The sequence below is a fragment of the Cupriavidus agavae genome, from assembly GCF_004217045.1.
Taxonomy (GTDB): domain Bacteria; phylum Pseudomonadota; class Gammaproteobacteria; order Burkholderiales; family Burkholderiaceae; genus Cupriavidus; species Cupriavidus agavae.
Window position 1 is genome coordinate 164,842 of the sequence record NZ_SGXM01000009.1, and the last position, 24,258, is coordinate 189,099.

Annotated in this window: 22 protein-coding genes and 1 tRNA gene; 13 read left to right on the top strand and 10 right to left on the bottom strand. The window is 69.1% G+C overall.

Features of this window, described 5'->3' with window-relative positions:
• The first annotated feature begins 17 nt into the window (after positions 1 to 17).
• Positions 18 to 2,321 carry a heavy metal translocating P-type ATPase gene (locus EV147_RS22730; RefSeq protein WP_130393474.1) on the top strand — a complete coding sequence of 768 codons (2,304 nt, stop codon included), beginning with the start codon at positions 18 to 20 and terminating at the stop codon, positions 2,319 to 2,321.
• A gap of 40 nt (positions 2,322 to 2,361) precedes the next feature.
• On the opposite strand, the gene EV147_RS22735 is transcribed toward EV147_RS22730, so the two are convergent.
• From EV147_RS22735 to EV147_RS22765, 7 genes are read right to left on the bottom strand one after another with little or no spacing between them, the layout of a single operon-like run.
• The gene (locus EV147_RS22735; RefSeq protein WP_130393475.1) at positions 2,362 to 3,252 is read right to left on the bottom strand and encodes a polysaccharide deacetylase family protein; all 891 of its coding nucleotides are present in this window, start codon (positions 3,250 to 3,252) and stop codon (positions 2,362 to 2,364) included.
• A 16-nt stretch (positions 3,253 to 3,268) separates the two neighbouring features.
• On the bottom strand, positions 3,269 to 4,318 hold the full coding sequence (locus EV147_RS22740; RefSeq protein WP_130393476.1) for a bifunctional UDP-4-keto-pentose/UDP-xylose synthase: 1,050 nt from the start codon (positions 4,316 to 4,318) through the stop codon (positions 3,269 to 3,271).
• Positions 4,319 to 4,328: 10 nt separating this feature from the next.
• Positions 4,329 to 5,252, bottom strand: a complete 924-nt coding sequence (locus tag EV147_RS22745) for a formyltransferase (protein WP_130393477.1) — start codon at positions 5,250 to 5,252, stop codon at positions 4,329 to 4,331.
• Positions 5,240 to 6,220 carry a glycosyltransferase gene (locus EV147_RS22750; protein ID WP_130393478.1) on the bottom strand — a complete coding sequence of 327 codons (981 nt, stop codon included), beginning with the start codon at positions 6,218 to 6,220 and terminating at the stop codon, positions 5,240 to 5,242. The genes EV147_RS22745 and EV147_RS22750 overlap by 13 nt, the downstream gene beginning before the upstream one ends.
• Positions 6,199 to 7,374 carry a DegT/DnrJ/EryC1/StrS family aminotransferase gene (locus EV147_RS22755; RefSeq protein WP_130393479.1) on the bottom strand — a complete coding sequence of 392 codons (1,176 nt, stop codon included), beginning with the start codon at positions 7,372 to 7,374 and terminating at the stop codon, positions 6,199 to 6,201. Before EV147_RS22755 ends, EV147_RS22750 begins: the two co-directional genes overlap by 22 nt.
• A gap of 22 nt (positions 7,375 to 7,396) precedes the next feature.
• A complete protein-coding gene (locus tag EV147_RS22760) occupies positions 7,397 to 7,768 on the bottom strand; it encodes a DMT family transporter (protein WP_130393480.1) in 372 nt (123 codons plus the stop codon).
• Positions 7,765 to 9,486 (bottom strand): glycosyltransferase family 39 protein, encoded by a 1,722-nt coding sequence (locus tag EV147_RS22765; RefSeq protein WP_130393481.1) that lies wholly within the window; start codon positions 9,484 to 9,486, stop codon positions 7,765 to 7,767. The genes EV147_RS22760 and EV147_RS22765 overlap by 4 nt, the downstream gene beginning before the upstream one ends.
• Positions 9,487 to 9,795: 309 nt before the next feature.
• Here EV147_RS22765 and EV147_RS22770 point away from each other — a divergent pair, with 309 nt between their 5' ends.
• Positions 9,796 to 10,719 (top strand): hypothetical protein, encoded by a 924-nt coding sequence (locus EV147_RS22770; protein ID WP_235844931.1) that lies wholly within the window; start codon positions 9,796 to 9,798, stop codon positions 10,717 to 10,719.
• 81 nt (positions 10,720 to 10,800) lie between these two features.
• On the opposite strand, the gene EV147_RS22775 is transcribed toward EV147_RS22770, so the two are convergent.
• Both EV147_RS22775 and EV147_RS22780 read right to left on the bottom strand, forming a co-directional pair.
• Positions 10,801 to 11,079 (bottom strand): amino acid ABC transporter permease, encoded by a 279-nt coding sequence (locus EV147_RS22775; RefSeq protein WP_130393482.1) that lies wholly within the window; start codon positions 11,077 to 11,079, stop codon positions 10,801 to 10,803.
• Positions 11,080 to 11,220: 141 nt separating this feature from the next.
• Positions 11,221 to 12,126 (bottom strand): amino acid ABC transporter substrate-binding protein, encoded by a 906-nt coding sequence (locus tag EV147_RS22780; protein WP_130393483.1) that lies wholly within the window; start codon positions 12,124 to 12,126, stop codon positions 11,221 to 11,223.
• A 212-nt stretch (positions 12,127 to 12,338) separates the two neighbouring features.
• On the opposite strand from EV147_RS22780, the gene EV147_RS22785 reads away from it, so the two are divergent.
• Positions 12,339 to 13,454: an acyltransferase family protein gene (locus EV147_RS22785; RefSeq protein ID WP_130393484.1), complete on the top strand. Its 1,116-nt coding sequence runs from the start codon at positions 12,339 to 12,341 to the stop codon at positions 13,452 to 13,454.
• Between the two features lie 63 nt (positions 13,455 to 13,517).
• On the opposite strand, the gene EV147_RS22790 is transcribed toward EV147_RS22785, so the two are convergent.
• Entirely contained in the window at positions 13,518 to 13,817 is a 300-nt protein-coding gene (locus EV147_RS22790) for a hypothetical protein (RefSeq protein WP_130393485.1), read from the bottom strand.
• A gap of 297 nt (positions 13,818 to 14,114) precedes the next feature.
• Here EV147_RS22790 and EV147_RS22795 point away from each other — a divergent pair, with 297 nt between their 5' ends.
• The 10 genes from EV147_RS22795 (at position 14,115) to EV147_RS22840 (ending at position 24,258) form a co-directional block, all read left to right on the top strand.
• Positions 14,115 to 15,353: a GTP cyclohydrolase II gene (locus EV147_RS22795; protein ID WP_130393486.1), complete on the top strand. Its 1,239-nt coding sequence runs from the start codon at positions 14,115 to 14,117 to the stop codon at positions 15,351 to 15,353.
• Entirely contained in the window at positions 15,350 to 16,633 is a 1,284-nt protein-coding gene (locus tag EV147_RS22800) for a URC4/urg3 family protein (protein ID WP_130393487.1), read from the top strand. Before EV147_RS22795 ends, EV147_RS22800 begins: the two co-directional genes overlap by 4 nt.
• 77 nt (positions 16,634 to 16,710) lie before the next feature.
• On the top strand, positions 16,711 to 17,385 hold the full coding sequence (gene upp / locus EV147_RS22805) for a uracil phosphoribosyltransferase (protein WP_130393488.1): 675 nt from the start codon (positions 16,711 to 16,713) through the stop codon (positions 17,383 to 17,385).
• The gene (locus EV147_RS22810; RefSeq protein WP_407923279.1) at positions 17,382 to 18,044 is read left to right on the top strand and encodes a TetR/AcrR family transcriptional regulator; all 663 of its coding nucleotides are present in this window, start codon (positions 17,382 to 17,384) and stop codon (positions 18,042 to 18,044) included. Before upp ends, EV147_RS22810 begins: the two co-directional genes overlap by 4 nt.
• A gap of 59 nt (positions 18,045 to 18,103) precedes the next feature.
• Positions 18,104 to 19,111, top strand: coding sequence for a BMP family protein (locus tag EV147_RS22815; protein ID WP_407923280.1), 1,008 nt, complete (start codon positions 18,104 to 18,106; stop codon positions 19,109 to 19,111).
• Positions 19,112 to 19,184: 73 nt separating this feature from the next.
• Complete coding sequence (locus EV147_RS22820; RefSeq protein ID WP_130393490.1) at positions 19,185 to 20,750, top strand: ABC transporter ATP-binding protein; 1,566 nt, start codon at positions 19,185 to 19,187, stop codon at positions 20,748 to 20,750.
• Positions 20,740 to 21,831, top strand: a complete 1,092-nt coding sequence (locus tag EV147_RS22825) for an ABC transporter permease (RefSeq protein ID WP_130393491.1) — start codon at positions 20,740 to 20,742, stop codon at positions 21,829 to 21,831. The genes EV147_RS22820 and EV147_RS22825 overlap by 11 nt, the downstream gene beginning before the upstream one ends.
• Positions 21,828 to 22,781, top strand: a complete 954-nt coding sequence (locus EV147_RS22830) for an ABC transporter permease (protein ID WP_130393509.1) — start codon at positions 21,828 to 21,830, stop codon at positions 22,779 to 22,781. The genes EV147_RS22825 and EV147_RS22830 overlap by 4 nt, the downstream gene beginning before the upstream one ends.
• A 21-nt stretch (positions 22,782 to 22,802) precedes the next feature.
• Entirely contained in the window at positions 22,803 to 24,089 is a 1,287-nt protein-coding gene (locus EV147_RS22835; RefSeq protein WP_130393492.1) for an amidohydrolase family protein, read from the top strand.
• 86 nt (positions 24,090 to 24,175) lie between these two features.
• Positions 24,176 to 24,258 (top strand) — tRNA-Leu (locus tag EV147_RS22840).

A 24,258-nucleotide genomic window follows, 5' to 3' on the forward strand; every position in this document is an offset into this window, starting at 1 on the left:
GCTACGAGGATTCCGTTATGGCCCGCTCCACCCCGGATCACGCCCTGCCGCCCACGGTCGACGCGTGCTGCCAAGGGCACTCGCAACACCGCCACGATCCCTCCCCCGACCACTCCCACGACCACTCGCACGGCCACGAGCATCCGCACGCCCATGCCGCCCCGGCCGGGGCGCCCCCGGTGGCCGCGCCGCCGGGCACGCGTGCGTCCGGCTTCCGCATCGACGCCATGGACTGCCCGACCGAGGAAACGCTGATCCGGGGCAAGCTGGCCGGCATGGACGGCGTGGCGGCGCTAGATTTCAACCTGATGCAGCGGGTGCTGACGGTCCACCATACGCTGGCCTCCACCGCACCGGTGATCGAGGCCATCGCCTCGCTCGGGATGAAAGCCGAGCCGTTGTCTGACGACGGCGCGGCGGCCGTGGCGGAACCGCCGAAGCCGTGGTGGCCGTTGGCGCTGGCCGGGGCGGCGGCGGTGGCCGCCGAAGTGGCCGAATGGTTCGCGCTGGGCACGCCGTACCTGCCAGCGGCGCTGGCGCTGGCCACGGTGCTGATCGCCGGGCTGGGCGTGTACCGCAAGGGCTGGATCGCGCTGCGCAACGGCAATCTCAATATCAACGCGCTGATGAGCATCGCCGTGACCGGCGCGATGCTGATCGGACAGTGGCCCGAGGCGGCCATGGTGATGGCGCTGTTCGCGCTGGCCGAACGCATCGAGGCCGCCTCGCTGGACCGCGCCCGCAACGCGGTGCGCGGCCTGATGGCGATGACGCCCGAACAGGCCACGGTGCTGCAGCCAGACGGCGGCTGGCAAGCCGTGGCGGCCCGTACGGTGCCGGTGGGTGCCACGGTGCGGCTGCGCCCCGGCGAGCGCGTGGCGCTCGATGGCCGCGTCACGCGCGGGCAGTCGGCGCTCGACCAGGCGCCGATCACTGGCGAGAGCGTGCCGCTCGACAAGGGCCCCGGCGATCCGCTCTACGCGGGCTCGATCAACCAGTCCGGCGAACTTGAGTACACGGTCACGGCGCCGGCCGACGATTCCACGCTGGCGCGCATCATCCACGCCGTGGAGGCCGCCCAGGGCAGCCGGGCGCCGACGCAGCGCTTTGTCGACCAGTTCGCCCGGATCTACACCCCGGCGGTGTTTGCGATCGCCGTGGCGGTGGCCGTGGTGCCGCCGCTGGCCATGGGCGGCGACTGGCTGGCCTGGATCTACAAGGCGCTGGTGCTGCTGGTGATCGCCTGCCCGTGCGCGCTGGTGATCTCGACGCCGGTGACCATCGTCAGCGGACTGGCGGCGGCGGCGCGCCGGGGCATCCTGGTCAAGGGCGGCGTCTATCTGGAGCAGGGCCACCGCCTGACCTGGCTGGCGCTCGACAAGACCGGCACGCTGACCCACGGCAAGCCCGCGCAGACCGACATGGCGCTGCTGGCCGAGGACGTACCGCAGGCGCGCGCCATTGCCGCCAGCCTGGCGGCCCGCTCGGATCATCCGGTGTCGCGTGCGGTGGCCACCGCGGCGCAGGCCGATGGCGTGGCCGCGCTCGACGTGCGCGATTTCGAGGCGGTACCGGGGCAGGGCGTGCGCGGCACGGTGGGCGGCGTGGCCTACAGCCTTGGCAATCACCGCATGATCCACGAGTTGGGCGCGTGCTCGCCGGCGCTTGAAGCGCGGCTCGAAGCCATCGAACGGCAGGGCAAGACGATCGTGCTGCTTGCCGCGCTGCCCGGCGACGGACACTCGGCCCGGGCGCTGGCGCTGTTCGGCGTGGCCGACACAGTGCGCGAATCGAGCCGGCAAGCCATTGCGCAACTCCACGCGCTCGGTGTCAGGACGCTGATGCTGTCAGGCGACAACAGCCATACGGCGGCGGCCATCGGGCAGGCCGTGGGCATCGACGAGGCGCGTGGCAATCAACTGCCGCAGGACAAGGCCGATGCGCTGGCGTCGCTGGCCGGTCAGGCGCACGCGCGGGGCGGCAAGGTGGGGATGGTGGGCGACGGCATCAACGACGCCCCCGCGCTGGCCCGCGCCGATATCGGGTTTGCCATGGGCGCCGCGGGCACCGACACGGCCATCGAAACCGCCGACGTGGCGCTGATGGACGACGACCTGCGCAAGATTCCCACGTTCGTGCGGCTGTCGCGGCGTACCGCATCGATCCTGCGGCAGAACATTGCCCTGGCGCTCGGCATCAAGGCGGTGTTCCTGGCGCTGACCGTGATGGGCATGGGCACGATGTGGATGGCCGTGTTCGCGGATATGGGGGCGAGCCTGCTGGTGGTGTTCAACGGGCTGCGGCTGACGCGGCGGGGGTAGATTCCCCTCTCCCGCTTGCGGGAGAGGGAGCAAACCTTCCTCACGGCTGCAGGATCAACTCCCCGCTGCGTCCGGCGATTTCTCCCCACATCACCGGCATCTGCGGCAGCGTGCCGACATCGATGGCCCGGTAGAACGTCCCCATCGACACCAGTTCATGCCCCTGGGCGCGCCAGCCGGCCAGCAGCCGCCGGAACACCGGTGCCAGCTTGCCTCCCTCGATCTCGGTGTGCAGCGTGAACACGTGGTCGCGGCTGCCTTCGGTCAGCTGCAGGACGTGCGCGTGGACGTTCTCCTCGGTCAGGTCGTCCACGCCGATCAGTTCGTCGAGCGTCGGCAGCGTGGTGGGCATCTGCACGTGGCGGCAGGGCTGGCCGTCCACGGTGGGGATGTAAGGCCCCGTGCCACGCCCGTCCGAGGCGTAGGCCATGCCCCAGGCGTCGATCTGGCGGAATGCCTCGTCGTTCATCTGCCAGCCGGCCGCGCCGTGGGTGGGCGGCGGGGCGCCGAAGATCTCGGTGTAGCGGTCGAATGCCTGTTGCATCTGGCGGCGCGTCCAGGCGGCGTCGCGGCCGCGCACGTTGTCCTGCCAGTACACGTGGTCCCAGGTATGAATGCCGCACTCGTGCCCGGCCGCGGCCGCCGCGCGCATCTCGGCGGCAGCCTTGCGGCCGATGTCGGGGCCCGGCAGCAGCACGCCGTTCATCAGCGTGCGCAGCCCGTAGTTGGCAACCACCGAGGTCCGCGACACCTTTTTCAGGAAGCCCGGCCGGAACACCCGGCGCAGCGCCCAGCCCGTGTGGTCCGGGCCCAGGCTGAACAGGAACGTGGCGTCGGCCTGCACGGCCGACAGCATCGAGAGCAGCGCCGGCACGCCCTCGCGCGTGCCGCGCAGCGTGTCGACGTCCACCTTCAGGGCAATGCGCGCCATCGACGGTTACTCCGGCTCAGTTGCCGCCGACCAGCGTGCGGGCGTCCACCACCTTGTCGCGGTACGCCTCGAAGATGCGGCGCAGTGCCTGCTCCATCGTCACCTCGGGCTTCCAGCCCAGCTCGCTGATCGTGTTGTCGATCTTCGGCACGCGGTGCTGCACGTCCTGGTAGCCCTTGCCGTAGAACTCGCCCGACGAGGTCTCCACGATCTTCGTCTGCTGCGCGTGCTCGGCGTACTCGGGGTACTCGGCGGCCATCGACAGCATCATCTCGGCCAGTTCGCGCACCGAGTGGATGTTGGCCGGGTTGCCGATGTTGAAGATCTTGCCGCTGGCCACGCCGTTCCTGTTCTCGATGATCTGCATCAGCGCCGAGATGCCGTCCGAGATATCGGCGAAAGCGCGCTTCTGGGCGCCGCCGTCGACGAGCTTGATCGGCTCGCCGCGCACGATATGGCCCAGGAACTGCGTCACCACGCGCGACGAACCTTCCTTCGACTCGAAGATCGAGTCCAGCCCGGCGCCGATCCAGTTGAACGGGCGGAACAGCGTGTAGTTCAGGCCCTGTTCCATGCCGTAGGCGTGGATCACGCGGTCCATCAGCTGCTTGGAGCAGGCGTAGATCCAGCGCGGCTTGTTGATCGGGCCGTAGACCAGCGACGATGCCTCGGGGTCGAATTCCTCGTCGCTGCACATGCCGTAGACCTCCGAGGTCGACGGGAACACCAGGTGCTTGCCGTACTTGACCGCGCCGCGCACGATCGGCAGGTTGGCCTCGAAATCGAGTTCGAAGACCCGCAGCGGGTTGCGCACGTACGTGGCCGGCGTGGCGATGGCCACCAGCGGCAGGATCACGTCGCACTTGCGGATGTTGTACTCGATCCACTCCTTGTTGATCGTGATGTCACCCTCGGAGAAGTGCATGCGCGGGTGGTCGACCAGATCGCCGAGGCGGTCCGACGACATGTCCATGCCGTAGACCTCCCACGAGGTGGTTTCAAGGATGCGGCGCGTCAGATGGTGGCCGATGAAGCCATTGACGCCAAGAATCAGGACCTTTTTCATCGGTAACCTTTCAGGATGCAGTGATGATGTTCTGGAATTCGGAAGCGGAGACCGGGCTGGCCTGGTCCGCCGAGGGGCCTTCTAGCAGTTGCAGCACGCGCAGCGCGCCGCCGTCGCCGCAGACGGCCACGATGCGGCCGTCCACGACATGGAGGCCGGGCGCCAGCCCCGGCGGCACCGCGCCGCTGTCGAGCCGGCGTGCCTGCGCCACCACGAAGCGGCGGCCGCCGAGGTCCGTGAAGGCACCCGGGTAGGGCGGCGCCACGGCGCGCACGAGGTTGTAGACCGCGCCGGCCGGCTGGCGGAAATCGATGCGGCCGTCCTCGGGCTTGCGGCCCGAGAAATAGCTGCCATCGGCCACGCGGTTGGGCCGCTTTGGCGTGTGGCCTGCCAGCATGGCTGGCAGCACGCGCCAGAGCGTCTGCTCGGCGGCCACGGTGACTTTCCCGAAAACCTGGCCGGCGGTGTCGTCGGGCAGGATCGGCACGGCAGTCTGGTCGACGATGTAGCCGGCGTCGGGCCTGGCTTCCATCGCGTGCAGCGTGGCACCGGTCTCGGCCTCGCCATGCAGCACGGCCCAGTTCACGGGCACCCGGCCCCGGTACTTGGGCAGCAGCGAGCCATGCATGTTGAACGCGCCCTGCGGCGCCAGGGACAGCACGCTGGCCGGGATCATCGCACGGTAATAGAACGAGAAGATCACATCGGGCTGCGCGGCGCGCACCGCGTCGGCCAGCGCCGGATCGGCCGGGTCCTCGCCGTAGAGGAACGACAGGTTCAGCTCGGCGGCGGTATCGGCCACGCGCTGGAACCAGATGTTCTCGTCCGGGCGGTCGCGGTGGGTGACCACCAGCGCCACGTCCACCCCCTGGGCGTGCAGCACGCGCAGGCAGCGGTCGCCCACGTTGTGGTAGGCAAAGACTACGGCGCGCACGGTACCTCCCGGCCCGGGTCGCGTTCGAGCACGGCCTGGATGCGGTAGCGCGGGCGGTCGCGCACTTCCTGGTAGATCCGGCCGATGTACTCGCCCAGCAGGCCGATGCCGAACAGCATGATGCCGATCAGGAAGAAGTTGAACGCGAACAGCGTGAACAAGCCCTGGACTTCCGAGCCCAGGATGAAACGCCGGATCAGCAGCACCAGGAACAGCCCGGCCGAGGTGATCGACAGCAAGGTGCCAATGGCCGAGAACCACTGCAGCGGCACGATCGAGAAGCCCGTGACCAGGTCGAAATTGAGGCGGATCAACTGGTACAGCGAGTACTTGGACTCGCCGGCGTGGCGCTGCTCGTGCCCGACCTCGATTTCCACCGGGTTCGACGAGAACGTGTAGGCCAGCGCCGGAATGAACGTGTTGACCTCGCGGCACGCGTTGATCGTGTCGATGATGTTGCGGTCGTAGGCGCGCAGCATGCAGCCCTGGTCGGTCATCTTGATCCGCGTGATGCGCTCGCGCAGCCGGTTCATCGCCCGCGAGGCGTAGCGGCGGAACGCGGTGTCGTTGCGCTGGCGGCGGATGGTGCCCACGTAGTCGTGGCCCTTGCGCATCTCGGCCACCAGGCGCGGGATTTCCTCGGGCGGGTTCTGCAGGTCGGCGTCGAGCGTGATCACGATGCGGCCCCTGGTGTGCTCGAAGCCGGCCAGGATCGCCATGTGCTGCCCGAAGTTGCCGTTGAACAGGATCACGCGGGTGACGTCGGGCCGCTGGTGGAACTGGGCGGCCAGCATCTGCGCCGAGCGGTCCGCGCTGCCGTCGTTGACGAAGATGATCTCGTACGACTCGCCCAGGCTGTCCAGCGCCGGATAGACGCGCTCGAACAGCGCCTGCAGCCCGTCTTCCTCGTTGTAGACAGGAATGACGACCGAGACCTCGACCGGGCTTAGAGAGAGAGACGTTTGCATGTTTCGCTGAGAGTTGCGCACACCCGCTCCACGTCGGCGTCCCGCATGGCGGGGAACAGCGGCAGGGTCAGGATGCCGCGGCCGATGCGTTCGGCGTGCGGCAGCATGCCTTCGCGCCAGCCGAGCGAGCGGAAATAGGAAAACAGGTGGATCGGCGGATAGTGCACGCCGGCGCCGATGCCGTGCGCACGCAGCGCCTCCATCACCAGCGCGCGGGCCTGCGCGGGGCCGCCCTGCAGGCGCTCCGTGGGCAGCACCACCTGGAACATGTGCCAGTTCGTGGTGGCGTGGGCGGGGTCCAGCGGCAGTGGCAGTTCGATGCCGAGTCCGGCCAGGCCCGTGCGTGCGGCGCTGTCGAAATAGGCCCGGGCCAGTTCGGCACGCCGCGCGGTGACGGCGTCGAGCTGCCCGAGCTGGGCCAGCCCGATGGCGGCATTGACATCGGTCAGGTTGAACTTGCCGCCCGGTTCTTCCACGTCCATGCCGTCGAAACCGGTGCGGACCACGCCCTGCAGGCGCAGCCGCTCGGCGCGCGTGGCTTCCCCGGGCGTGTTCATGACCAGGCAGCCGCCCTCGATCGTGGTGATGTTCTTGTTGGCCTGGAAGCTGAAGCTGACCAGATCGCCAAAGGCGCCGATGCGCCGGCCCTGCCAGCGCGAGTCGATGGCCTGTGCGGCATCCTCGATCACGCGCAGGTCGTGGCGGCGGGCGATGTCGTAGAGCCGGTCCATGTCGACGGGCAGCCCGGACAGGTAGACCGGCATGATGGCCCGCGTGCGCGGCGTGATGGCGGCCTCGACGGCGTCGAGATCGAGATTGCGCGTGACCGGATCGATGTCGACGAACACCGGCCTGGCCCCCACGGTCAGCACCACGTTGGCGGTAGCGACCCAGGTGATCGAGGATGTGATGACCTCATCACCCGGGCCGATGTCGGCGATGCGCAGCGCGATTTCCATCGTCGCCGAGCCGTTCGAGAACGTGCGCACGGGCCGGCCGCCGAACAGGGCGGACAACTCGGCCTCGAACGCCTGCACCCTGGGGCCGGACGTGATCCAGCCCGAGGCCAGCACCTTGCCCACTTCGGCGATGGTGTCGGCGTCGATCTGCGGGCGAACGAACGGCAGGAAATCCTGCGGGGGGGAAGCTGTCATGTCAGATCCGGCGAGCGGGGCGTCAGGAGCGGGCAATCAGGAACACGCCGGCCAGTATCAGCACGATACCGGCCACGCGCAAGGGTCCGAGGATCTCGCCGAACAGGTACCACGCGGCCAGCGCGTTGACCACGTAGCCGAGCGACAGCATGGGGTAGGCGATGGAAACATCCACGCGCGACAGGCCGATGATCCACACGCCCACGCTGATCACGTAGCAGGTCAGCCCGGCCAGCACCGGCCATTGGGTCAGCACCCGGAACGCGGTGGCCAGCAACGTGCCGCGTTCGAGCGTGATGGCGCCCACGGCATTGGTACCGGCCTTGAGCAGCAACTGGGCGCAGGCATTGAGCAGCACCCCGGCGAAAATGAAGGCGAAGGTCGAAAAGGTCATCGGGCGGCGGGCGGGGTCTCAGGGGTGGCGGGCAGCGGGAAGTTGCTGACCACCACGCGGCGCACGTCGCGCGCCACCACGTACATCGGCACCTGTCGGGCCGTCAGCGCATCGAAGGTGTGCGGTGCCATGACGGCCAGCGCGGGATGGCCGTTTCGCCAGGTCGAGACGAACTGCGCCATGGTCGGAATCCACTTCCGCGGTTCCTGCTGCGTGCCGAATTCGAGCTCGTCAGGCCGGGCGACGATGGTCAGCGTGCGGCCCAGGTAGAACGGCAGCGTATGGTCCAGCAACTCCACGCCGTAGAAGGGCATGTCGTCCTTGAGCACCGCCTTGATGGCCGGCACCATGTCGATGCCCGAGGCCCGGCGGCCCATCACCTCGTGGCCGAGCAGCCCGATCGTGCAGGTCAGGAACATCGACAGCGCGAACGCCGCGATGCTCGGCAGCAGGCCGTGCGTGCGCAGCAGGCGCCGCGCCAGCAGCATGCCGGCCAGCAACACCACGAAGGCCACGCCCACGTAGACGGCAAAGGCCCGGAACACCTCGTTCGGGTTGCTCGCGCGGCTCAGCGTGGCCACGTAGGGGGCGGCGGCAATCCCGACCACGGCCAGCACCAGCAGCGCGTTGATCTGGCGTTTCCACGATGTCTCGTTGATCTGGTCCAGCGCCACGGCCACCAGCAGCGCCAGCGCCGGGAAGACCGGCACGATGTAGCCCGGCAGCTTGGAACTGGACAGGCTGAAGAACGCAAAGATCGACGCGAACCAGACCAGGCACATCAACGCGGGCTGGAACGGCTTGCCGCCCGCGCCCCGTACCGCGCCGGCGCGCTCGCGCACCACGGTCCACATGCGCGGCGTCAGCCCCAGCCACGGCAGCAGGCCGGCCAGCAGCAGCGGCACGAAGTACCAGGCCGAGCCTTCGCGGGCGTGCACGTTGGACGTGTAGCGCTCCCAGTGCTCGTGGATGAAGAAGAAATGGGGGAATTCGGGGTTGCGCGCCGATACCAGCCAGAACCAGGGTACCGTGACCACCAGCATCGCCAGGATGCCGGCAATCAGATGCAGGCGGCGCCAGAGGCCCCAGTCGCGCGTGGCCAGCGTGTAGACCACCAGCGCCAGCCCCGGCAACGCGATGCCGACCAGCCCCTTGGTCAGGATGGCCACGCCCATGGCGACCCAGCAGGCCAGCATCCAGCCGCGCCGGGCGGCCGGCGAGGCGTCGGGGTGCTGCGCCAGCAACATGAACGCCAGCACGCCGGCCAGCGCGCCCGACAGCGTCATGTCGAGCGAGTTGAAATGGCCGGCCACGCTCCACATCGGCATCGCCAGCATGGCCAGGCCGGTCAGCAGCGCCACGCGGCAGCCGTACCAGCGGGCGGCCGCCAGCATCATCGCGCCGATCCCGGCGATGCCGGACAGCGCCACGGCCAGCCGCGCCTGCCAGTCGCCCACGCCGAACAGTTCGTAGCCGAACACCGTCACCCAGAGGTGGAAGGGCGGCTTCTCGAAGTACTTCATGCCGTTGTAGCGGATGGTCACCCAGTCGCCGGCGGCGTACATCTCGCGCGCAATTTCGGCATACCGCCCTTCGTCGGGGCGCAGCAGGTGGCGCGCATCGAGCGTGCCGAACCAGACCAGCAGCACGGCAACGGCAATCAGCGCAATCAGCCCCGTGGGCAGCCCGGCGTGACGCATGGGCGAAGCACTACGCATAACTCTCCTGAAATGGCCGGAAACGGGGGCGGGGCCGGGGGGCGGCGGGCACGGCTTTCCTGTGGCGAACACCCCACAACGTGCGACGCCCGGGATCGGTGGACAGCCCGCGGCCACGCTTTCGTGCGCCGCCTGATGCACGGGCGGCCTCTGCGCGGGCGCGAAATGGTAGCACGAGCGCCTTGCCGGCCCGGTCCGCCCAGGGGCGCGGGCGCCACGAAAAACGTATCTGACCGTTTCCGGGCGCAAAGTTTCGCGCAATACTCTCGCCCAAGGCATTCGCCCGTCGATTTCCAGGACAACCACGACATGACATCGGCCATCCGCGCGAGCACTGCGCATACTCCGCCATCGCCCAGGCGCGCCACCCTCGCCGTGCTGGCGTGCCTCGGACTGGCCGGGCTGCTCCCGGGCGCGGCGCCGCAGGCGTTGGCGCAGGCCGCGGCACCCGAAGAGGCCGCGCCGACATCGGCGATGTCGCCCCCGCTGCCCGCCACGGCCGCCCTCTGCGAGGCGCCCTGGTTCCGCTCCGGCTCCCGGGTGCAGATGGAGGGCGATGGCGAACTGCCGATGTCGATCACCATGACGCTGCGTGATGTGATGCGCACGGCACGTGGCTGCAGCGCCCAGCTCGAAGTCCGCTCCAAATCGGCGCTGGCCGCACTGATGGGTCCGCCCGTGGTCATGGACCAGGTCCACGAGATCAATATCGACCGCAATGCGGCAACGATGCGCACCCGCATCGACAGCCGCAACGCCGTCATCAACGCCCGTGGCCGCTACGCGCGGATGTTCGGCGAGGCATCGTTCACCGGCAGCGGCGTCTTCAACTACGCCGGCCAGGAGATCAAGGAAGGCGTGATGCTCGACGGCGAAACGTTCCAGTCCAGCGTATCGCTGAAGGTCTATCCGCTGGGCGCCGACGAGGTGGTGGGCACCCTCGAAGCCCAGCGCGCCTCGATCATCGTCGGCTCCCGCCACGTGGGCCGCAAGCAGATGCTCAACACCGTGATGGGCCGCAAGGAGTGCATGCCGATCACCTACGAGAAACGCACCTCGCTGGGCCCGCTGCGCGTGGGCGACGAAATCCTCCACGTCGAACCCAGCGTGCTGCACGTCACCGACTGGTACTGCCCCGCCGAGGCGTTCGTGCTGCGCACCGAAATCCGGCAGAACAACAAGGTGCAGAGGGTGGACGTGACCGCGCTGGAGATGGAGGGGCCGGCGCAGTAGCAGGGTGCTTTCCGATTCAGGTTTTGATGGAAAGAAAAAAGGAGCCCGCAGGCTCCTTTTTCATTACCGCCAATCCCACTCTCAATTCGCCGGCGCGGCCTTCTTGGTTTCCTTCTTGGCCTTCGGCTTCTTCGGGGCTGCCGACTGGTCGGTCAGGTCGGCGCGGGTGCTCTTGTTCGCGCCTTGCGAGTACGGGTCGAACTTGTCGCCGGACTTGGCGCCCTGGCTGTAGGTGTCGAACTTCTCGCCCGCCTTGGCGCCCTGCGAGTACGGGTCGAAAGACTTCTTGTCCTGTGCGACGGCTGCCACGGAGGTGGCGGCAAGACCCAGCGCGATGGCCGTGGCGATGATTTTCTGCATGTGATCTCCTGAGGTTGCCGCTTTCCGGCGGTTCGCGTTATGCACGCCCTACCGGGAGGTAGAACGTGCCCAAGCCAGTGTGGACAACGGCTGAAGGGCCGTCAACTCAGGGGTTCTCCGGGGGGTGCGCCCCCGGGGTGCTCACTCCGTCACAGCGTCCGACGGGTGCTTCCAGGCGTTGATGACTTCGGCGGACGGGGCCAGCGCCAGGTTGGTGCCGCGCGTGCCGATCGGCTGCTGGAACCAGCGCTTTTGCAGCGCCACGGCGTCAGGCGAGGCGAAGGTCCGGGCGAGCGTCTGATCGACCAGTTGCTTGAAGGCGGGATCGGCCTTCGACAGCATCAGCGCGTTCTGCTCGACCGACAGGGCCGGCCCGACGATCACGAATTGCGACGGGTCCTTGGATTTGGCGCGCAGGCCAGCCAGCAGCACGTCGTCCATCACGAAGGCCTGGGCGCGGCCCGTTTCCAGCAGCAGGAACGATTCGCCGTGGTCCTTGGCGTAGACGTCGCGGAAGCCGTATTCGCCCTTGAGGCGGCGCACGTGGCGGTCACCGGTGGAGCCGGCGCTGGTCACCACGGTCTTGCCGCGCAGGTCTTCGAACGACTTGATGCCCGAATCGGCACGCACCAGCATCCGCACCGTGGATACGTAGTGCGACACGCTGAACGCCACCTGCTTCTGGCGCTCCAGCGTATTGGTATTGGGCGCGCAATCCAGATCGACGAGTCCGTTCACCACGGCCGGCACCCGGTTCTGCGGCGTCAGCGGCAGCCAGCGCACCTTCAGGTCCTTGAGGCCGAGCTGTTGCCTGGCCGCATCGGCCACGCGCAGGCAAAGATCCACCGCATAGCCGGCCGGCTGGCCCTTGTCGTCGCCGAACGAGAACGGCAGCGCCGATTCGCGGTAGCCCAGCGTGATCGTGCCGGTGTCGCGGATCTTGTCGAGCACGGGCGACTGGGCGTGGGCGGCGGGCAGCAGGGCGGCGGCCAGTGCGGCGCCAGCCAGCAGGCGTTGGAAGGCTGTCGGAAGTGCGGGGAAGGCCATGTCTGGGACGGAAGAAGATCTGACGAAGACGCGAGGGTATACCCGCGCAACGTTGGCCCAAACAACTGTTTTCTTATGAGCTAATGCGCCACCCCGGTGCAGGGGGCGCGGCGCCGGTATCAATTGCTTACCAGCCCGACCGTCCGGGATCGATCTGGCGTGCACCAGTCCGGTTACAATCCCGGCCACTTTGTACCTTTTACATAACAAAAATGGGCCCCCGTCCTTCCCGTCTGGCTTGTGTCGACGCACTGAAGGCGGTCAGCTCACAGCTGATCGTATTGCACCACCTGGCCTTCTACGGGCCGATGTCCGATGCCGCCCAGGCGCTGGCGCCGGGATTGATCGGCTGGCTGTCCGACTACGCGCGCATCGCCGTGCAGGTATTCCTGGTCATCAGCGGCTTCCTGGCCGCCCGCAGCCTGGCGCCGGGCGGTGTCCTGACGCTGCAGAGCCCGCTGGCCGCGCTGTGGCGCCGTTACCAGAAGCTCGTGGTGCCGTATGCCGTGGCCATTGTGGTGGCCATTGCCGGCGCGGCCATCGCCCGCACCTGGATGCACCACGATTCCATCCCGGCGGCGCCGCAACTGGCACAGTTCGTCGCGCACCTGCTGTTGCTCCATAACATCCTGGACATGGATGCCCTGTCGGCCGGCGTCTGGTATATCGCCATCGATCTGCAACTGTTCGCGTTGCTGGTGCTGACGCTGTGGCTGGCGCGTGGGCTGTCGCGGCGCATGGTGTCGCTGGCGGTGCCGCTGGTGGCGTTGCTGGCTGTGGCCTCGCTGTTCTGGTTCAACCGCGATGCCCGCTGGGATATCTGGGCGATCTATTTCTTCGGCGCCTATGGCCTGGGCGCGCTGGCGTTCTGGGCCTCGAATCCGGGGCGCTCGCTGGCGCCGCTGCTGGCGCTGGCGGCCATCGGCCTGGCGGCGCTGGCCGTGGATTTCCGGTTGCGGATTGCCGTGGCGCTGGCCACCGCGCTGTTGCTGGCCTTGTCCCGGCGCGGCGGCTGGATGGAGCACTGGCCCACTGGCGGCACCGCCGCGCGTGCCTTCGCGCGGCTGTCAGCCCGCTTCGGCGCCATTTCTTATTCGGTGTTCCTGGTGCACTTTCCGGTCTGCCTGGTGGTCAACGCGGTCATTGTCCACGTGGCGCCGGGACAGCCCTGGTGGAATGCGCTGGGCATGGTTCTGGCGTGGACGGCCAGCAACCTGGCCGGCGCACTGTTCCACCGCTATGTGGAGGCTGCCGACCCGGTACGTACGGTGCTGGCCTGGTTGACCGCCGGCCTTCCCCAGCGCGGGCGGGAGCGTGCGGGCGGCTGAACTGCTGCGCCCGGCGGAACGAACAGACGGCACGCCCTGCAGGCGTGCCGTTTTGTCTTGGTCTCATGCCACCACCTGTTTCAGCGTGCCGCGGGTGGTGGGATCGACGATGATCCGATCCCAGATCACCGGGGCGCCCAGGGCGGCGGCCGGCTGCTTCACGATCGCCATGTCGCCCGATTCCACGCAATGCCGCCGGGCTTGCGTGCCGCCCAGCAGGACGATGCAGGCCGCGGGGGCGGTCTTGCCGACCGGACTGACCGGGGCGGGCGAGGCGATGCTGGCCGACGCCAGCAGCGGTGCCAGCGCGAGGAGCGCCACGAGCGTGGCGGCGAGACGGCGGGTGAGGGGCGATGTGTTCATGATGACTCCGCAAGGCATGGGAAACCTGGATGCCTTGAGTATCAGCAGTGGCTGCCCTGGGCGTAATCGTAAAATTCCGAGAATGAATGCAACAAAACCGGTGCAGATGCACCGGTATGTACCGTAGTCGGCGCAACCCGGCGATGTGGCGCGCACGGCTGCGGTGCGTACGGGATGCCACTAACCGTAACAACCCCAGTTGGGCGTTGGCATGATGGTTGCCTAGTATGGACATACAAACCTGACCATCTGGTCAGGTTTCGGAACGGGTCCATACCCCGGGGAGACCAGGCTGCCATGTCCGACCATATCGTCCTGACTTCGCACGCGCGGCGCGACAAGCCCGCCGAACCCATCCACTGGGGGGCGCCCACGGCGGCGGAGCGCGGGCCAGTGATTGCCAGCCTGACCGACCCCGCCCAGCGCAACGTGATTGGCACCCATTCGGGCGCCTACGCCATCTACCGGGCGCTGGCCGTGGCGTCGGGCAGCCTGCAGCGCGCCCACCGTCCCGACCTGACCGATACCGCGCCTGCCGAGGCCATCGGCCCGCACGCCCAGTGGGGCGACCCGGACAAGATCGTCTCGCTCGACCCCTGGGGCCACCTGGTGTCCACGGTGTTCGCCGACCGCATCGCCGCGGGCGTCGACATCCGTCCCACCATCGCCGTCACGCGTGCCCACATCAACATGCCGGAACTCGTTGCGTCCATCGCGGCGGGGCGGCTCAAGCCCGATGGCGACATCCTGCACGCCAACGGCGATGTGCGCGTGACCAAGGCCGCCATCGATCCCGTCTGGTACCTGCCCGGCATCGCGCGCCGTTTCAACATCAAGGAAAGCATCCTGCGGCGCAGCCTGTTCGAGCAGACCGGCGGCATGTTCCCCGAGCTGGTCACGCGGCCCGACCTCAAGGTGTTCCTGCCCCCGATTGGCGGCATGACGCTGTATTTCGTCGGCGATGTGTCCAAGCTGGGGCAGCCCGAGACCCGGGTGGCCTGCCGCGTGCACGACGAATGCAATGGTTCCGATGTCTTCGGCTCAGATATCTGCACGTGCAGACCCTACCTGGCGCACGGCATCGAAGTCTGTATCGAGATGGCGCAGCAGGGCGGCGTGGGCCTGGTGGTCTATAACCGGAAGGAGGGCCGCGCGCTGGGCGAGGTGACCAAGTTCCTGGTCTACAACGCCCGCAAGCGCCAGGTGGGCGGTGACCGCGCAGAAACCTACTTCGCGCGTACCGAATGCGTGGCGGGCGTGCAGGACATGCGCTTCCAGGAACTGATGCCCGATGTCTTCCACTGGCTCGGCATCCGGCGCATCGACCGCTGGGCCTCGATGAGCAACATGAAGCATGGCGCGCTGACCGCGCAGGGAATCGAGGTGGTGGAGCAGGTGGCCATCCCCGAGGCACTGATCCCGGCCGATGCACGCGTGGAAATCGATGCGAAGGTGGCGGCGGGTTACTTCACCAGTCTCACGCCGCCTGACGCCAACGAACTGGCCCTGGCCAAGGGCAGGGGGTTGAACGAATGACCGAGTATGCCGAAGGGGAAACCCGCGGCTGGCACACGCCCGTGCCCGCCGAACATCCCGCCTATGCACTGCTGGGCGGGCAAGCGGTGCGAGAGCACTGCGCAGTGGTGACCGAATTCGTCGCGTCGGGCGAATCGGAGCTGTTCACCTGGCATCCTGACCGGGTGGCCGCCATCGCCGACTACGTGGCCGGCACGATCAAGCGCCGCTACCCGGACCTCAGGGTGCCGTACCACAGCCGCTGGCGCCATTTCGAGAGCGGCGGGCCGGGGCAGGAGGCGATCAACCGCTGGCAGATCCTGTGCGAGCGGGCGGGCATGACCGGCGCCGACCATTGCGCCGAACGCGCGCGCATCGGCATCGACCTGGTCATCCCCAGCGTGCTGCTCGACGCCGGCGCCGGGCCCGACTGGCGCTACCGCGACCCGGCCAGCGACATGATGCTGACGCGCTCCGAAGGGCTCGGCGTGGCCAGCTTCGACCTGTTCGCGCGGGGCGGCTTCTCGGCCGAACTGGGCGATCCGCTGCGCGCGGACGCCGAGCGGCTGGCGTCGATCGACGCGTCCACCATCGCCACGGCCTTCCAGGTGGCGCAGCACAACCCGCTGGTGGGCCTGGAAGGCCGGGCCGGGCTGCTGCGCCGGCTGGGCGAGGTCATGCAGGCCACCCCGGCCGTGTTCGGCACGCCGGCGCGGCTTGGCAACCTGTTCGACTACCTGGCCGGCCACGCGCAGGACGGCCGCATCGAGGCCGGCTTCGTGCTGCGCACGCTGCTGGTGGCGCTGGGCCCGGTCTGGCCGGGGCGCATCCGGATCGAGGGGGTGTCGCTGGGCGACTGCTGGCGGCACCCGGCCGCGCCCGGGGGCCTCGTGCCGTTCCACAAGCTCACGCAGTGGCTGACCTACTCGCTGCTGGAGCCGCTGGAGGACGGCGGCCTGACGGTGGTTGGCCTGGACGCGCTGACCGGGCTGCCCGAATACCGCAATGGCGGCCTGCTCTACGACTTCGCGCTCACGGTGCCGCGCGATGCGGAATTCGCCAGCCGCACGCATACCGTGGACGAGCCCGAGATCGTGGAATGGCGGGCGCTCACGGTAACCGGGCTCGACCTCGTGGCCGACGCCGTGCGCCAGGCGCTGGGCGTGACCGCCGCCGATTTCCCGCTGGCGCGGGTGCTCGAAGGTGGCACCTGGGCGGCCGGGCGGCGCATCGCGGCGCAGCGCCGGGCGCCGGGCGGCCCGCCGCCATTTGCCATCCAGAGCGACGGTACGGTGTTCTAGAAGAGAGCCAGAAGAAACCGGCGGGCGAGCCAGCCCGCCCCTGCCATCGACGTGCCACACCTGCCAGGGAGCGCACCATGAACGACATGTCCACCGTATCCGCCGCCGCCCCCGATGCCGCGGCGCCCGCCGTGATGGTTGTCAACCATCCGCTGGTGCAGCACAAGGTCACGCTGGTGCGCAGCGAGGACACCACCACCGACAACTTCCGCCGGCTGGTGCGCGAGATCAGCCAGTTGCTGACCTACGAGGCCACGCGCGACCTGGCCATGGAGACCATCGCCATCAAGACCCCGATCGCGCCGATGCAGTCGCCGGTGCTGTCGGGCAAGAAGCTTTGCCTGGTGTCGATCCTGCGCGCGGGCAACGGCTTCCTGGACGGCATGCTGGACTTGCTGCCGGCGGCGCGCGTGGGCCATATCGGCCTGTACCGCGACCCCGAAACGCTGGAGCCGATCGAGTATTACTTCAAGATGCCCGAGGACATCGAGGAGCGGTTCGTGATCGTGGTGGACCCGATGCTGGCCACCGGCAACTCGGCCATCGCCGCCATCAACCGGCTCAAGGAGGCCGGCGTGACCACGATGAAGTACGTCTGCCTGATTGCCTCGCGCCCCGGGCTGACCGCGCTGCGGGCCGCCCATCCCGACGTGGCGATCGTCACGGCCGCCATCGACGAGGAGCTGAACGACCACGGCTACATCGTCCCCGGCCTTGGCGATGCCGGCGACCGGCTCTACGGCACCAAATGATGGACGCGCTGGCCCGCGTGCCGGTGGCGCGCGAACCCGCCGGGCGGATCAGGCAGGAGAACGAGGCGCTGATCCTGCGCGCGGCCGAGCACGTGTTCGCGCGGGCCGGGTTTGCCGGGGCGACCATGGCCGATATCGCGCTGCGCGCCGGCGTGCCGAAATCGAACCTGCACTACTACTTCCGCACCAAGCAGGCGCTGTACCGGGCCGTGCTGGCGCACACGCTGCAGCTCTGGCTCTCCGAGACCGACATCATCAGCGCCGACCACGCCCCGCGCCTGGCGCTGGAGCAGTACATCCGGGCCAAGATGCGGCTGTCGGCCAGCCACCCCGACGCGTCGCGCGTGTTCGCCAACGAACTGCTGCACGGCGCGCCCGAGATCGGCAACGTGCTGCGCGAGGCCCTGCACGAACTGGTGGCGCGCAAGGCCACGGTGATCCGCGCGTGGATTGCGGACGGCCAGATGGCACCGGTCGATCCCTACCACCTGTTCTTCACGATCTGGGCCGCCACGCAGACCTACGCCGACTTCGAGGCCCAGGTCTGCGCGGTGCTGGGCGTGAGCCAGCTCGACGCCGACGATTTCGAGCGCGCCACCGAGCATCTGGTGGCGCTGCTGCTGCGCGGCTGCGGCCTGCACGCGCCGGACCTGGCCTGAGCGGGTAGCCAGCCACGGAATTCCAACGTCACACAATGCAAAAAAAGGGGAGTGAAACCATGCACATGGGAAGCGATCGCCGTCACTGGATGAAGGCACTGGCGGCGGCTGCCGCGCTGGCCGCCGCGGGCCTGCCGGCGCTGGCGCAGGCGCAGTCGAAGATCAAGGTGGCGGCGGTCTACACGGTGCCGGTGGAGCAGCAATGGGTGTCGCGCATCCACAAGGCGCTCAACGAGGCCAAGGCGCGCGGCGAGATCGACTACGTGTTCTCCGAGAGCGTGTCGAACGCCGATTACGAGCGCGTGCTGCGCCAGTACGCCGAGCAGGGCTCGGGGCTGATCGTGGGCGAGTCGTTCGCGGTGGAGGGCGCGGCCCGCAAGGTGGCCCGCGACTACCCGAAGACGGCGTTCCTGATGGGCTCGTCGGGCAAGCCCCAGGCGCCCAACTTCTCGGTATTCGACAATTACATCCAGGAGCCGTCGTACCTGACCGGCATGATCGCGGGCGGAATGACGAAGACCAACCACATCGGCATGGTGGGCGGCTACGCCATTCCCGAGGTCAACCGGCTGATGCACGCCTTCATGGAGGGCGCCCGCGAGGTGAACCCCAGGGTCAGGTTCACGGTCAGCTTCATCGGCTCGTGGTTCGACCCGCCCAAGGCCAAGGAGGCCGCCTTCGCCATGGTCGACAAGGGCGCGGACATCCTCTATGCCGAGCGCTTCGGCGTGTCGGATGCCGCCAGGGAGCGCGGCAAGCTGGCCATCGGCAACGTGATCAACACCCAGCCGCAGTATCCGGCCACGGTGGTGGCGTCGGCGCTCTGGAACATGGAGCCGACCATCGCGGCGGCGCTGGCCAAGGTCAAGGCGGGCCAGTTCCGGAACGAAGACTACGGCCAGTATTCGCTGATGAAGTACAAGGGCGCGGAACTGGCGCCGCTCGGCACGTTCGAGGGCAAGGTGCCGGCCGACCTGATGACGAAGGTGCGCGCCCGGGAAAAGGCGATCCTCGACGGCAAATTCGCGGTCAAGGTCGTCGAAACCGAGCCGAAATCGACCCCCTGACCGGCTCCGGCTGACCCCTGCCACCCCGTCCGGCGCGCCGGACGGGGACTTCCCACGCCCCGACAAGGCACCGATGTCCGAGCTTTCCCCGCCGGTTCTCCGGCTTTCCCATATCAGCAAGCGCTTTGGCGCGCTGCTGGCCAACGACGATATCTCGCTGACGCTTCAGCGCGGCGAGGTGCTGGCCCTGCTCGGCGAGAACGGCGCCGGCAAGAGCACGCTCGTCAACATCCTGTTCGGCCACTACACGGCCGATGCGGGCAGCGTGGAGGTGGACGGCGTGGCGCTGCCCCCCGGCAATCCGCGTGCGGCGCTGGCCGCCGGCGTCGGCATGGTGCACCAGCATTTCACGCTGGCCGACAACCTGTCGGTGCTCGACAACATCGTGATCGGCACCGCGCCGCTGTGGCACCTGCGCCAGCGGCGGCGCGCGGCGCTGGCGCGCATCCACGATCTGGCCGGCCGCTTCGGGCTGGCCGTGGACCCGCACGCGCGGGTCGGGGCGCTCTCCGTGGGCGAGCGCCAGCGCGTGGAGATCATCAAGGCGCTCTATCGCGGCGCGCGCGTGCTGATTCTCGACGAGCCCACCGCCGTGCTGACGCCGCAGGAGGTGGAAAGCCTGTTCGGCACGCTGCGCCAACTGATTGCCGAGGGGCTGGCGGTGATCTTCATCAGCCACAAGCTTGACGAGGTGCTGCGCGTCTCGCACCGCGTGGCGGTGCTGCGTGGCGGCCGGCTCGTGGCCACGCTGCCGGCCGCTGCCACCAGCAAGCCCGAACTCGCCGAGCTGATGGTGGGCCGGCGCGTGGAGATGCCGGCGCGCACCGGCACCACGGCCACCGGCCAGGTGGTGGCGGCGCTCGACCGCGCCAGCGTGGCGGCCACGGCCGGGCGGGGCGGGCTGCACGAGATTTCGCTCGACCTGCATGCCGGCGAGATCGTCGGCATTGCCGGGGTGTCCGGCAACGGGCAGGTGGCGCTGGCCGAGGTCATGAGCGGCCTGGCGGCGCCATCGGCGGGCCGTGTGACGCTGCACGGCGCCGCGCTGCCGGCGCAACCGCGCCGCTGGATTGGCGCCGGCGTGGCGCGCATTCCGGAAGACCGCCACGCCGAAGGCGCCGTGGGCGACCTGGCCGTCTGGGAGAACGCCATTGCCGAGCAACTCGGCAATCCGGCATTCGTGCGCGCCGGGGTGATCCGCCGCGCGCCGGCCCGGCACTTCGCCCACGATCTGGTACGCCGCTTCGACGTGCGCGGCGGGGGCATCGACACCCCCACGCGCACGCTGTCCGGCGGCAACATGCAGAAGCTGATCCTGGGGCGGGCGCTGTCGGTCACCGGCGCGGATGCCTGCGCCCGGCCCCGGCTGGTGGTGGCAAGCCAGCCCACCTGGGGGCTCGACATCGGCGCGGTGGCCTACGTGCACCGCCAGTTGCTCGAAGCGGCCGCAGCCGGCGCCGCCGTGCTGCTGATTTCCGAGGATCTGGACGAACTGATGGCGCTTTCCGACCGCATCGCGGTCATGCACGCCGGCCGGCTGACGCCCGCCCGCGCCACGGCGTCGTGGACGCTCGGCACGCTGGGGCTGGCCATGGCCGGCGCCGGGACGGACGAGGGTGAGGTGTCCCATGCGGCTTGAGGCCCGTACCGCTGTCTCGCGCACCGCGCTGGTTGGCGCGCCGCTGGCCGCCATCGCGGTGACGCTGCTGATCTGCGCGGCGCTGGTGGCCGCCGCCGGCGCCCCGGTTGGCCGGGCCTACCTGCTGCTGCTCGAAGGCGGCTTCGGCTCGCGCTTTGCGTGGTCCGAGACGCTCACGCGCGCCACGCCGCTGATCCTGACCGGCCTGGCCGTGGCGGTGGCGTTCCGCACGCGGCTGTTCAATATCGGCGCCGAGGGGCAACTCTATCTCGGCGCACTGGCCGCCGTGGCCGTGGGTGGCCAGGTCGACGGCGCGGCGGCGCCGTGGGCGGCGTCGCTGCCAACCGGTGTGCTGTTTGGCGCGATGGTGGCCGCCGGCATGCTGGCCGGCGCGCTGTTGCTGCTGCTGCCCGCCGTGCTCAAGCTGCGGCTCGGCGTGGACGAGGTGGTCACCACGCTGCTGCTGAATTTCATCGTGCTGCTTGGCGTTTCGGCGATGCTGGACGGCCCGATGAAGGATCCGCTGGCCATGGGCTGGCCGCAATCGGTGGGGCTGGTGCCGGAACTGGAGCTGGCGCGGCTGATGGAGCGCTCGCGCGTGCATGCCGGCCTGCTGATGGCGCTGGCGCTGGCCGCGCTGGTCTGGGCGATCAACCGCTTCACGGTGTTCGGGCTGCAGATGCGTGCGGCAGGCGCCAACGCCCGCGCCGCCGCGTTCGCGGGCATGCCGGTGGGGCGCGTGACGCTGCTGGCCGCCGCGCTGTCTGGCGCGCTGGCCGGGCTTGCTGGCGTGGTCGAGGTGGCCGGGCGCACCGGCTACCTGACGCTCGACATGTCACCGGGCTACGGCTATACCGGCGTGGTGATCGCCATGCTGGCCGGGCTGCACCCGCTTGGCGTGGTGGCGTCGGCGGTGTTCGTGGCCGGCATCCTGGTGGGCGCGGACGGCATGAGCCGGGCGGTGGGCGTGCCCAACACCATCGCGGACGTGATCGTGGCCGTGGCGCTGCTGTCGATGCTGGTGGCGACGATGCTGACGCGCTACCGCATCCGCTTCGACCGCGCGGGGAGGGTCGCCTGATGGAACTGCTCGATATCGTGTCCGGCGCGCCGTTCTGGATCGCCGTGCTGCGGGTGGCCACGCCGCTGATCTTCGGCACGCTGGGCGTGCTGCTGTGCGAGCGCGCCGGGGTGCTGAACCTTGGCATCGAGGGAATCATGGTGGCCGGGGCGTTCTCCGGATGGCTGGCGGTCTACCAGGGCGTGCCGCTGTGGGGCGGGGTGGCCGTGGCCGCGGGCGTGGGGCTTTGCCTGGGCCTGCTGCACGGCTGGCTGACGGTGTCGCTGGCGCTGTCGCAGCACGTGGCGGGGCTCGGCGTGACCATGCTGGCCACGAGTGTGTCGTACTACGCCTACCGCCTCGGCTTTGCGCAGGTTGCCACGCCGCCCACCATCACCCCGTTCGCGCCGATGACGGGCTGGCAGGGCGTGCCCGTGATCGGCCCGGTCATGGCGGCAGAGACGGCGCTGACGCTGCTGGCGCTGCTGGCGGCGCCGCTGCTGGCCTGGCTGCTCTACCGCACGCCGCTGGGGCTGGCCGTGCGCATGGTCGGCGAGAACCCGGCGGCGGCCGAAGGGCAGGGCATCCGCGTCAACGCGGTGCGCATCGGCGCGATCATGGCCGGCTCGGCGCTGATGGCGGTGGGCGGCGCCTTCCTGACGCTGTCGGCCTTCAACGCGTTCTTCTTCAACATGATCAACGGGCGCGGCTGGATCTGCGTGGCGCTGGTGGTGTTCGCGTCGTGGCGTCCCGGCCGGGCGCTGCTCGGCGCGCTGCTGTTCGCGGCGTTCGACGCGCTGCAACTGCGGCTGCAGCAGGGCGGCGCCAGCCTGCCGGGCCTGCCGGCGCTGCCCTATCAGGTCTACCTGATGCTTCCCTATATCCTGTCGATCGTCGCCCTGATCCTGGTGGCGCGCCGCGCGGCCTATCCGCAGGCGCTGATGAAACCGTACCGCAAGGGCGAGCGCTGACCCCAACAAGAGACTGATTCCATGTTCGATACCCTCCTGCGCCACTGCAACCTGCCCGACGGGCGGACCGACATCGATATCGGCATCACCGGCGGACGGATCGCCGCCGTGGCGCCGCACCTGCCGGGGCCGGCCGGCGAGGAAATCGATGCCGGCGGGCAGCTGGTCTCGCCGCCGTTCGTCGATGCCCATTTCCACATGGATTCCACGCTGTCGTACGGCCTGCCGCGCGTGAACCAGTCCGGCACGCTGCTCGAAGGCATCGCGCTGTGGGGCGAACTGAAGCCGCTGCTGGTGCAGGAGGCCATTGTGGAGCGGGCCCTGGCCTATTGCGACTGGGCCGTGGCCAAGGGGCTGCTGGCGATCCGCTCGCACGTGGATGTCTGCGATCCGCGCCTGCTGGCCACCGAGGCGCTGCTGCACGTGCGCGAGCGCGTGAAGCCGTATCTCGACCTGCAGCTCGTGGCGTTCCCGCAGGACGGCGTGCTGCGCGCACCGGGCGCGCTCGACAACCTGCGCCGGGCGCTGGACATGGGCGTGGACGTGGTGGGCGGCATTCCGCACTTCGAACGGACGATGGCCGACGGGGCCGCCTCGGTCCGGCTGCTGTGCGAGGAGGCGGCCAGCCGGGGCCTGCGCGTGGACATGCACTGCGATGAAAGCGACGATCCGCTCTCGCGCCATATCGAGACGCTGGCGAGCGAATCGGTCCGGCTGGGGCTGCAGGGCCGCGTCACCGGTTCGCACCTGACGTCGATGCACTCGATGGACAACTACTACGTGTCCAAGCTGCTGCCGCTGATGCGCGAGGCAGGCGTGGCGGCCATCGCCAATCCGCTGATCAACATCACGCTGCAGGGCCGGCACGATACCTACCCGAAGCGCCGCGGCATGACGCGCGTGCCGGAGTTGCTGGCCGCCGGCATCCCGGTGGCCTTTGGCCACGACTGCGTGATGGACCCCTGGTATGGCCTGGGCTCGGGCGACATGCTCGAAGTGGCCCACATGGGCCTGCACGTGGCCCAGATGACCGGCCAGGACGGCATCCGCGCCTGCTTCCAGGCCGTGACGGCAACGCCAGCCGCCATCCTCGGCCTGGACGGCTACGGCCTGGAACCGGGCTGCCGCGCCGACCTGGTCCTGCTGCAGGCCGCCGACCCCGTGGAAGCCATCCGCCTGCGCGCCACCCGGCTGCTGGTGATGCGCGCCGGCAAGGTCATCGCCCGCACGGCCCCGGCCACCGCCACGCTCTCGCTGCCGGAGCGCCCCGGCGAGGTGGATTTCCGGTTACACCGCAAGAAAGTTTGAAAACCGCGTGAAAAGCTATTGACGCCCGATACGTTACTCAGCATAATCACTGTCTTCGCATCGCCGTAGCAATACAGCGAAACGAAGCCCAGATGGCGGAATTGGTAGACGCACTAGGTTCAGGTCCTAGCGGTGGCAACACTGTGGAGGTTCGAGTCCTCTTCTGGGC

What these genes read in the sequence shown, in the direction of transcription:
- EV147_RS22730 (WP_130393474.1), top strand. Translation starts at nt 18, where the DNA reads ATGGCCCGCTCCACCCCGGATCACGCCCTGCCGCCCACGGTCGACGCG.
- EV147_RS22735 (WP_130393475.1), bottom strand. Translation starts at nt 3,252, where the DNA reads ATGGCGCGCATTGCCCTGAAGGTGGACGTCGACACGCTGCGCGGCACG.
- EV147_RS22740 (WP_130393476.1), bottom strand. Translation starts at nt 4,318, where the DNA reads ATGAAAAAGGTCCTGATTCTTGGCGTCAATGGCTTCATCGGCCACCAT.
- EV147_RS22750 (WP_130393478.1), bottom strand. Translation starts at nt 6,220, where the DNA reads ATGCAAACGTCTCTCTCTCTAAGCCCGGTCGAGGTCTCGGTCGTCATT.
- EV147_RS22755 (WP_130393479.1), bottom strand. Translation starts at nt 7,374, where the DNA reads ATGACAGCTTCCCCCCCGCAGGATTTCCTGCCGTTCGTTCGCCCGCAG.
- EV147_RS22760 (WP_130393480.1), bottom strand. Translation starts at nt 7,768, where the DNA reads ATGACCTTTTCGACCTTCGCCTTCATTTTCGCCGGGGTGCTGCTCAAT.
- EV147_RS22765 (WP_130393481.1), bottom strand. Translation starts at nt 9,486, where the DNA reads ATGCGTAGTGCTTCGCCCATGCGTCACGCCGGGCTGCCCACGGGGCTG.
- EV147_RS22770 (WP_235844931.1), top strand. Translation starts at nt 9,796, where the DNA reads ATGACATCGGCCATCCGCGCGAGCACTGCGCATACTCCGCCATCGCCC.
- EV147_RS22775 (WP_130393482.1), bottom strand. Translation starts at nt 11,079, where the DNA reads ATGCAGAAAATCATCGCCACGGCCATCGCGCTGGGTCTTGCCGCCACC.
- EV147_RS22780 (WP_130393483.1), bottom strand. Translation starts at nt 12,126, where the DNA reads ATGGCCTTCCCCGCACTTCCGACAGCCTTCCAACGCCTGCTGGCTGGC.
- EV147_RS22785 (WP_130393484.1), top strand. Translation starts at nt 12,339, where the DNA reads ATGGGCCCCCGTCCTTCCCGTCTGGCTTGTGTCGACGCACTGAAGGCG.
- EV147_RS22790 (WP_130393485.1), bottom strand. Translation starts at nt 13,817, where the DNA reads ATGAACACATCGCCCCTCACCCGCCGTCTCGCCGCCACGCTCGTGGCG.
- EV147_RS22795 (WP_130393486.1), top strand. Translation starts at nt 14,115, where the DNA reads ATGTCCGACCATATCGTCCTGACTTCGCACGCGCGGCGCGACAAGCCC.
- EV147_RS22800 (WP_130393487.1), top strand. Translation starts at nt 15,350, where the DNA reads ATGACCGAGTATGCCGAAGGGGAAACCCGCGGCTGGCACACGCCCGTG.
- upp (WP_130393488.1), top strand. Translation starts at nt 16,711, where the DNA reads ATGAACGACATGTCCACCGTATCCGCCGCCGCCCCCGATGCCGCGGCG.
- EV147_RS22810 (WP_407923279.1), top strand. Translation starts at nt 17,382, where the DNA reads ATGATGGACGCGCTGGCCCGCGTGCCGGTGGCGCGCGAACCCGCCGGG.
- EV147_RS22815 (WP_407923280.1), top strand. Translation starts at nt 18,104, where the DNA reads ATGCACATGGGAAGCGATCGCCGTCACTGGATGAAGGCACTGGCGGCG.
- EV147_RS22820 (WP_130393490.1), top strand. Translation starts at nt 19,185, where the DNA reads ATGTCCGAGCTTTCCCCGCCGGTTCTCCGGCTTTCCCATATCAGCAAG.
- EV147_RS22825 (WP_130393491.1), top strand. Translation starts at nt 20,740, where the DNA reads ATGCGGCTTGAGGCCCGTACCGCTGTCTCGCGCACCGCGCTGGTTGGC.
- EV147_RS22835 (WP_130393492.1), top strand. Translation starts at nt 22,803, where the DNA reads ATGTTCGATACCCTCCTGCGCCACTGCAACCTGCCCGACGGGCGGACC.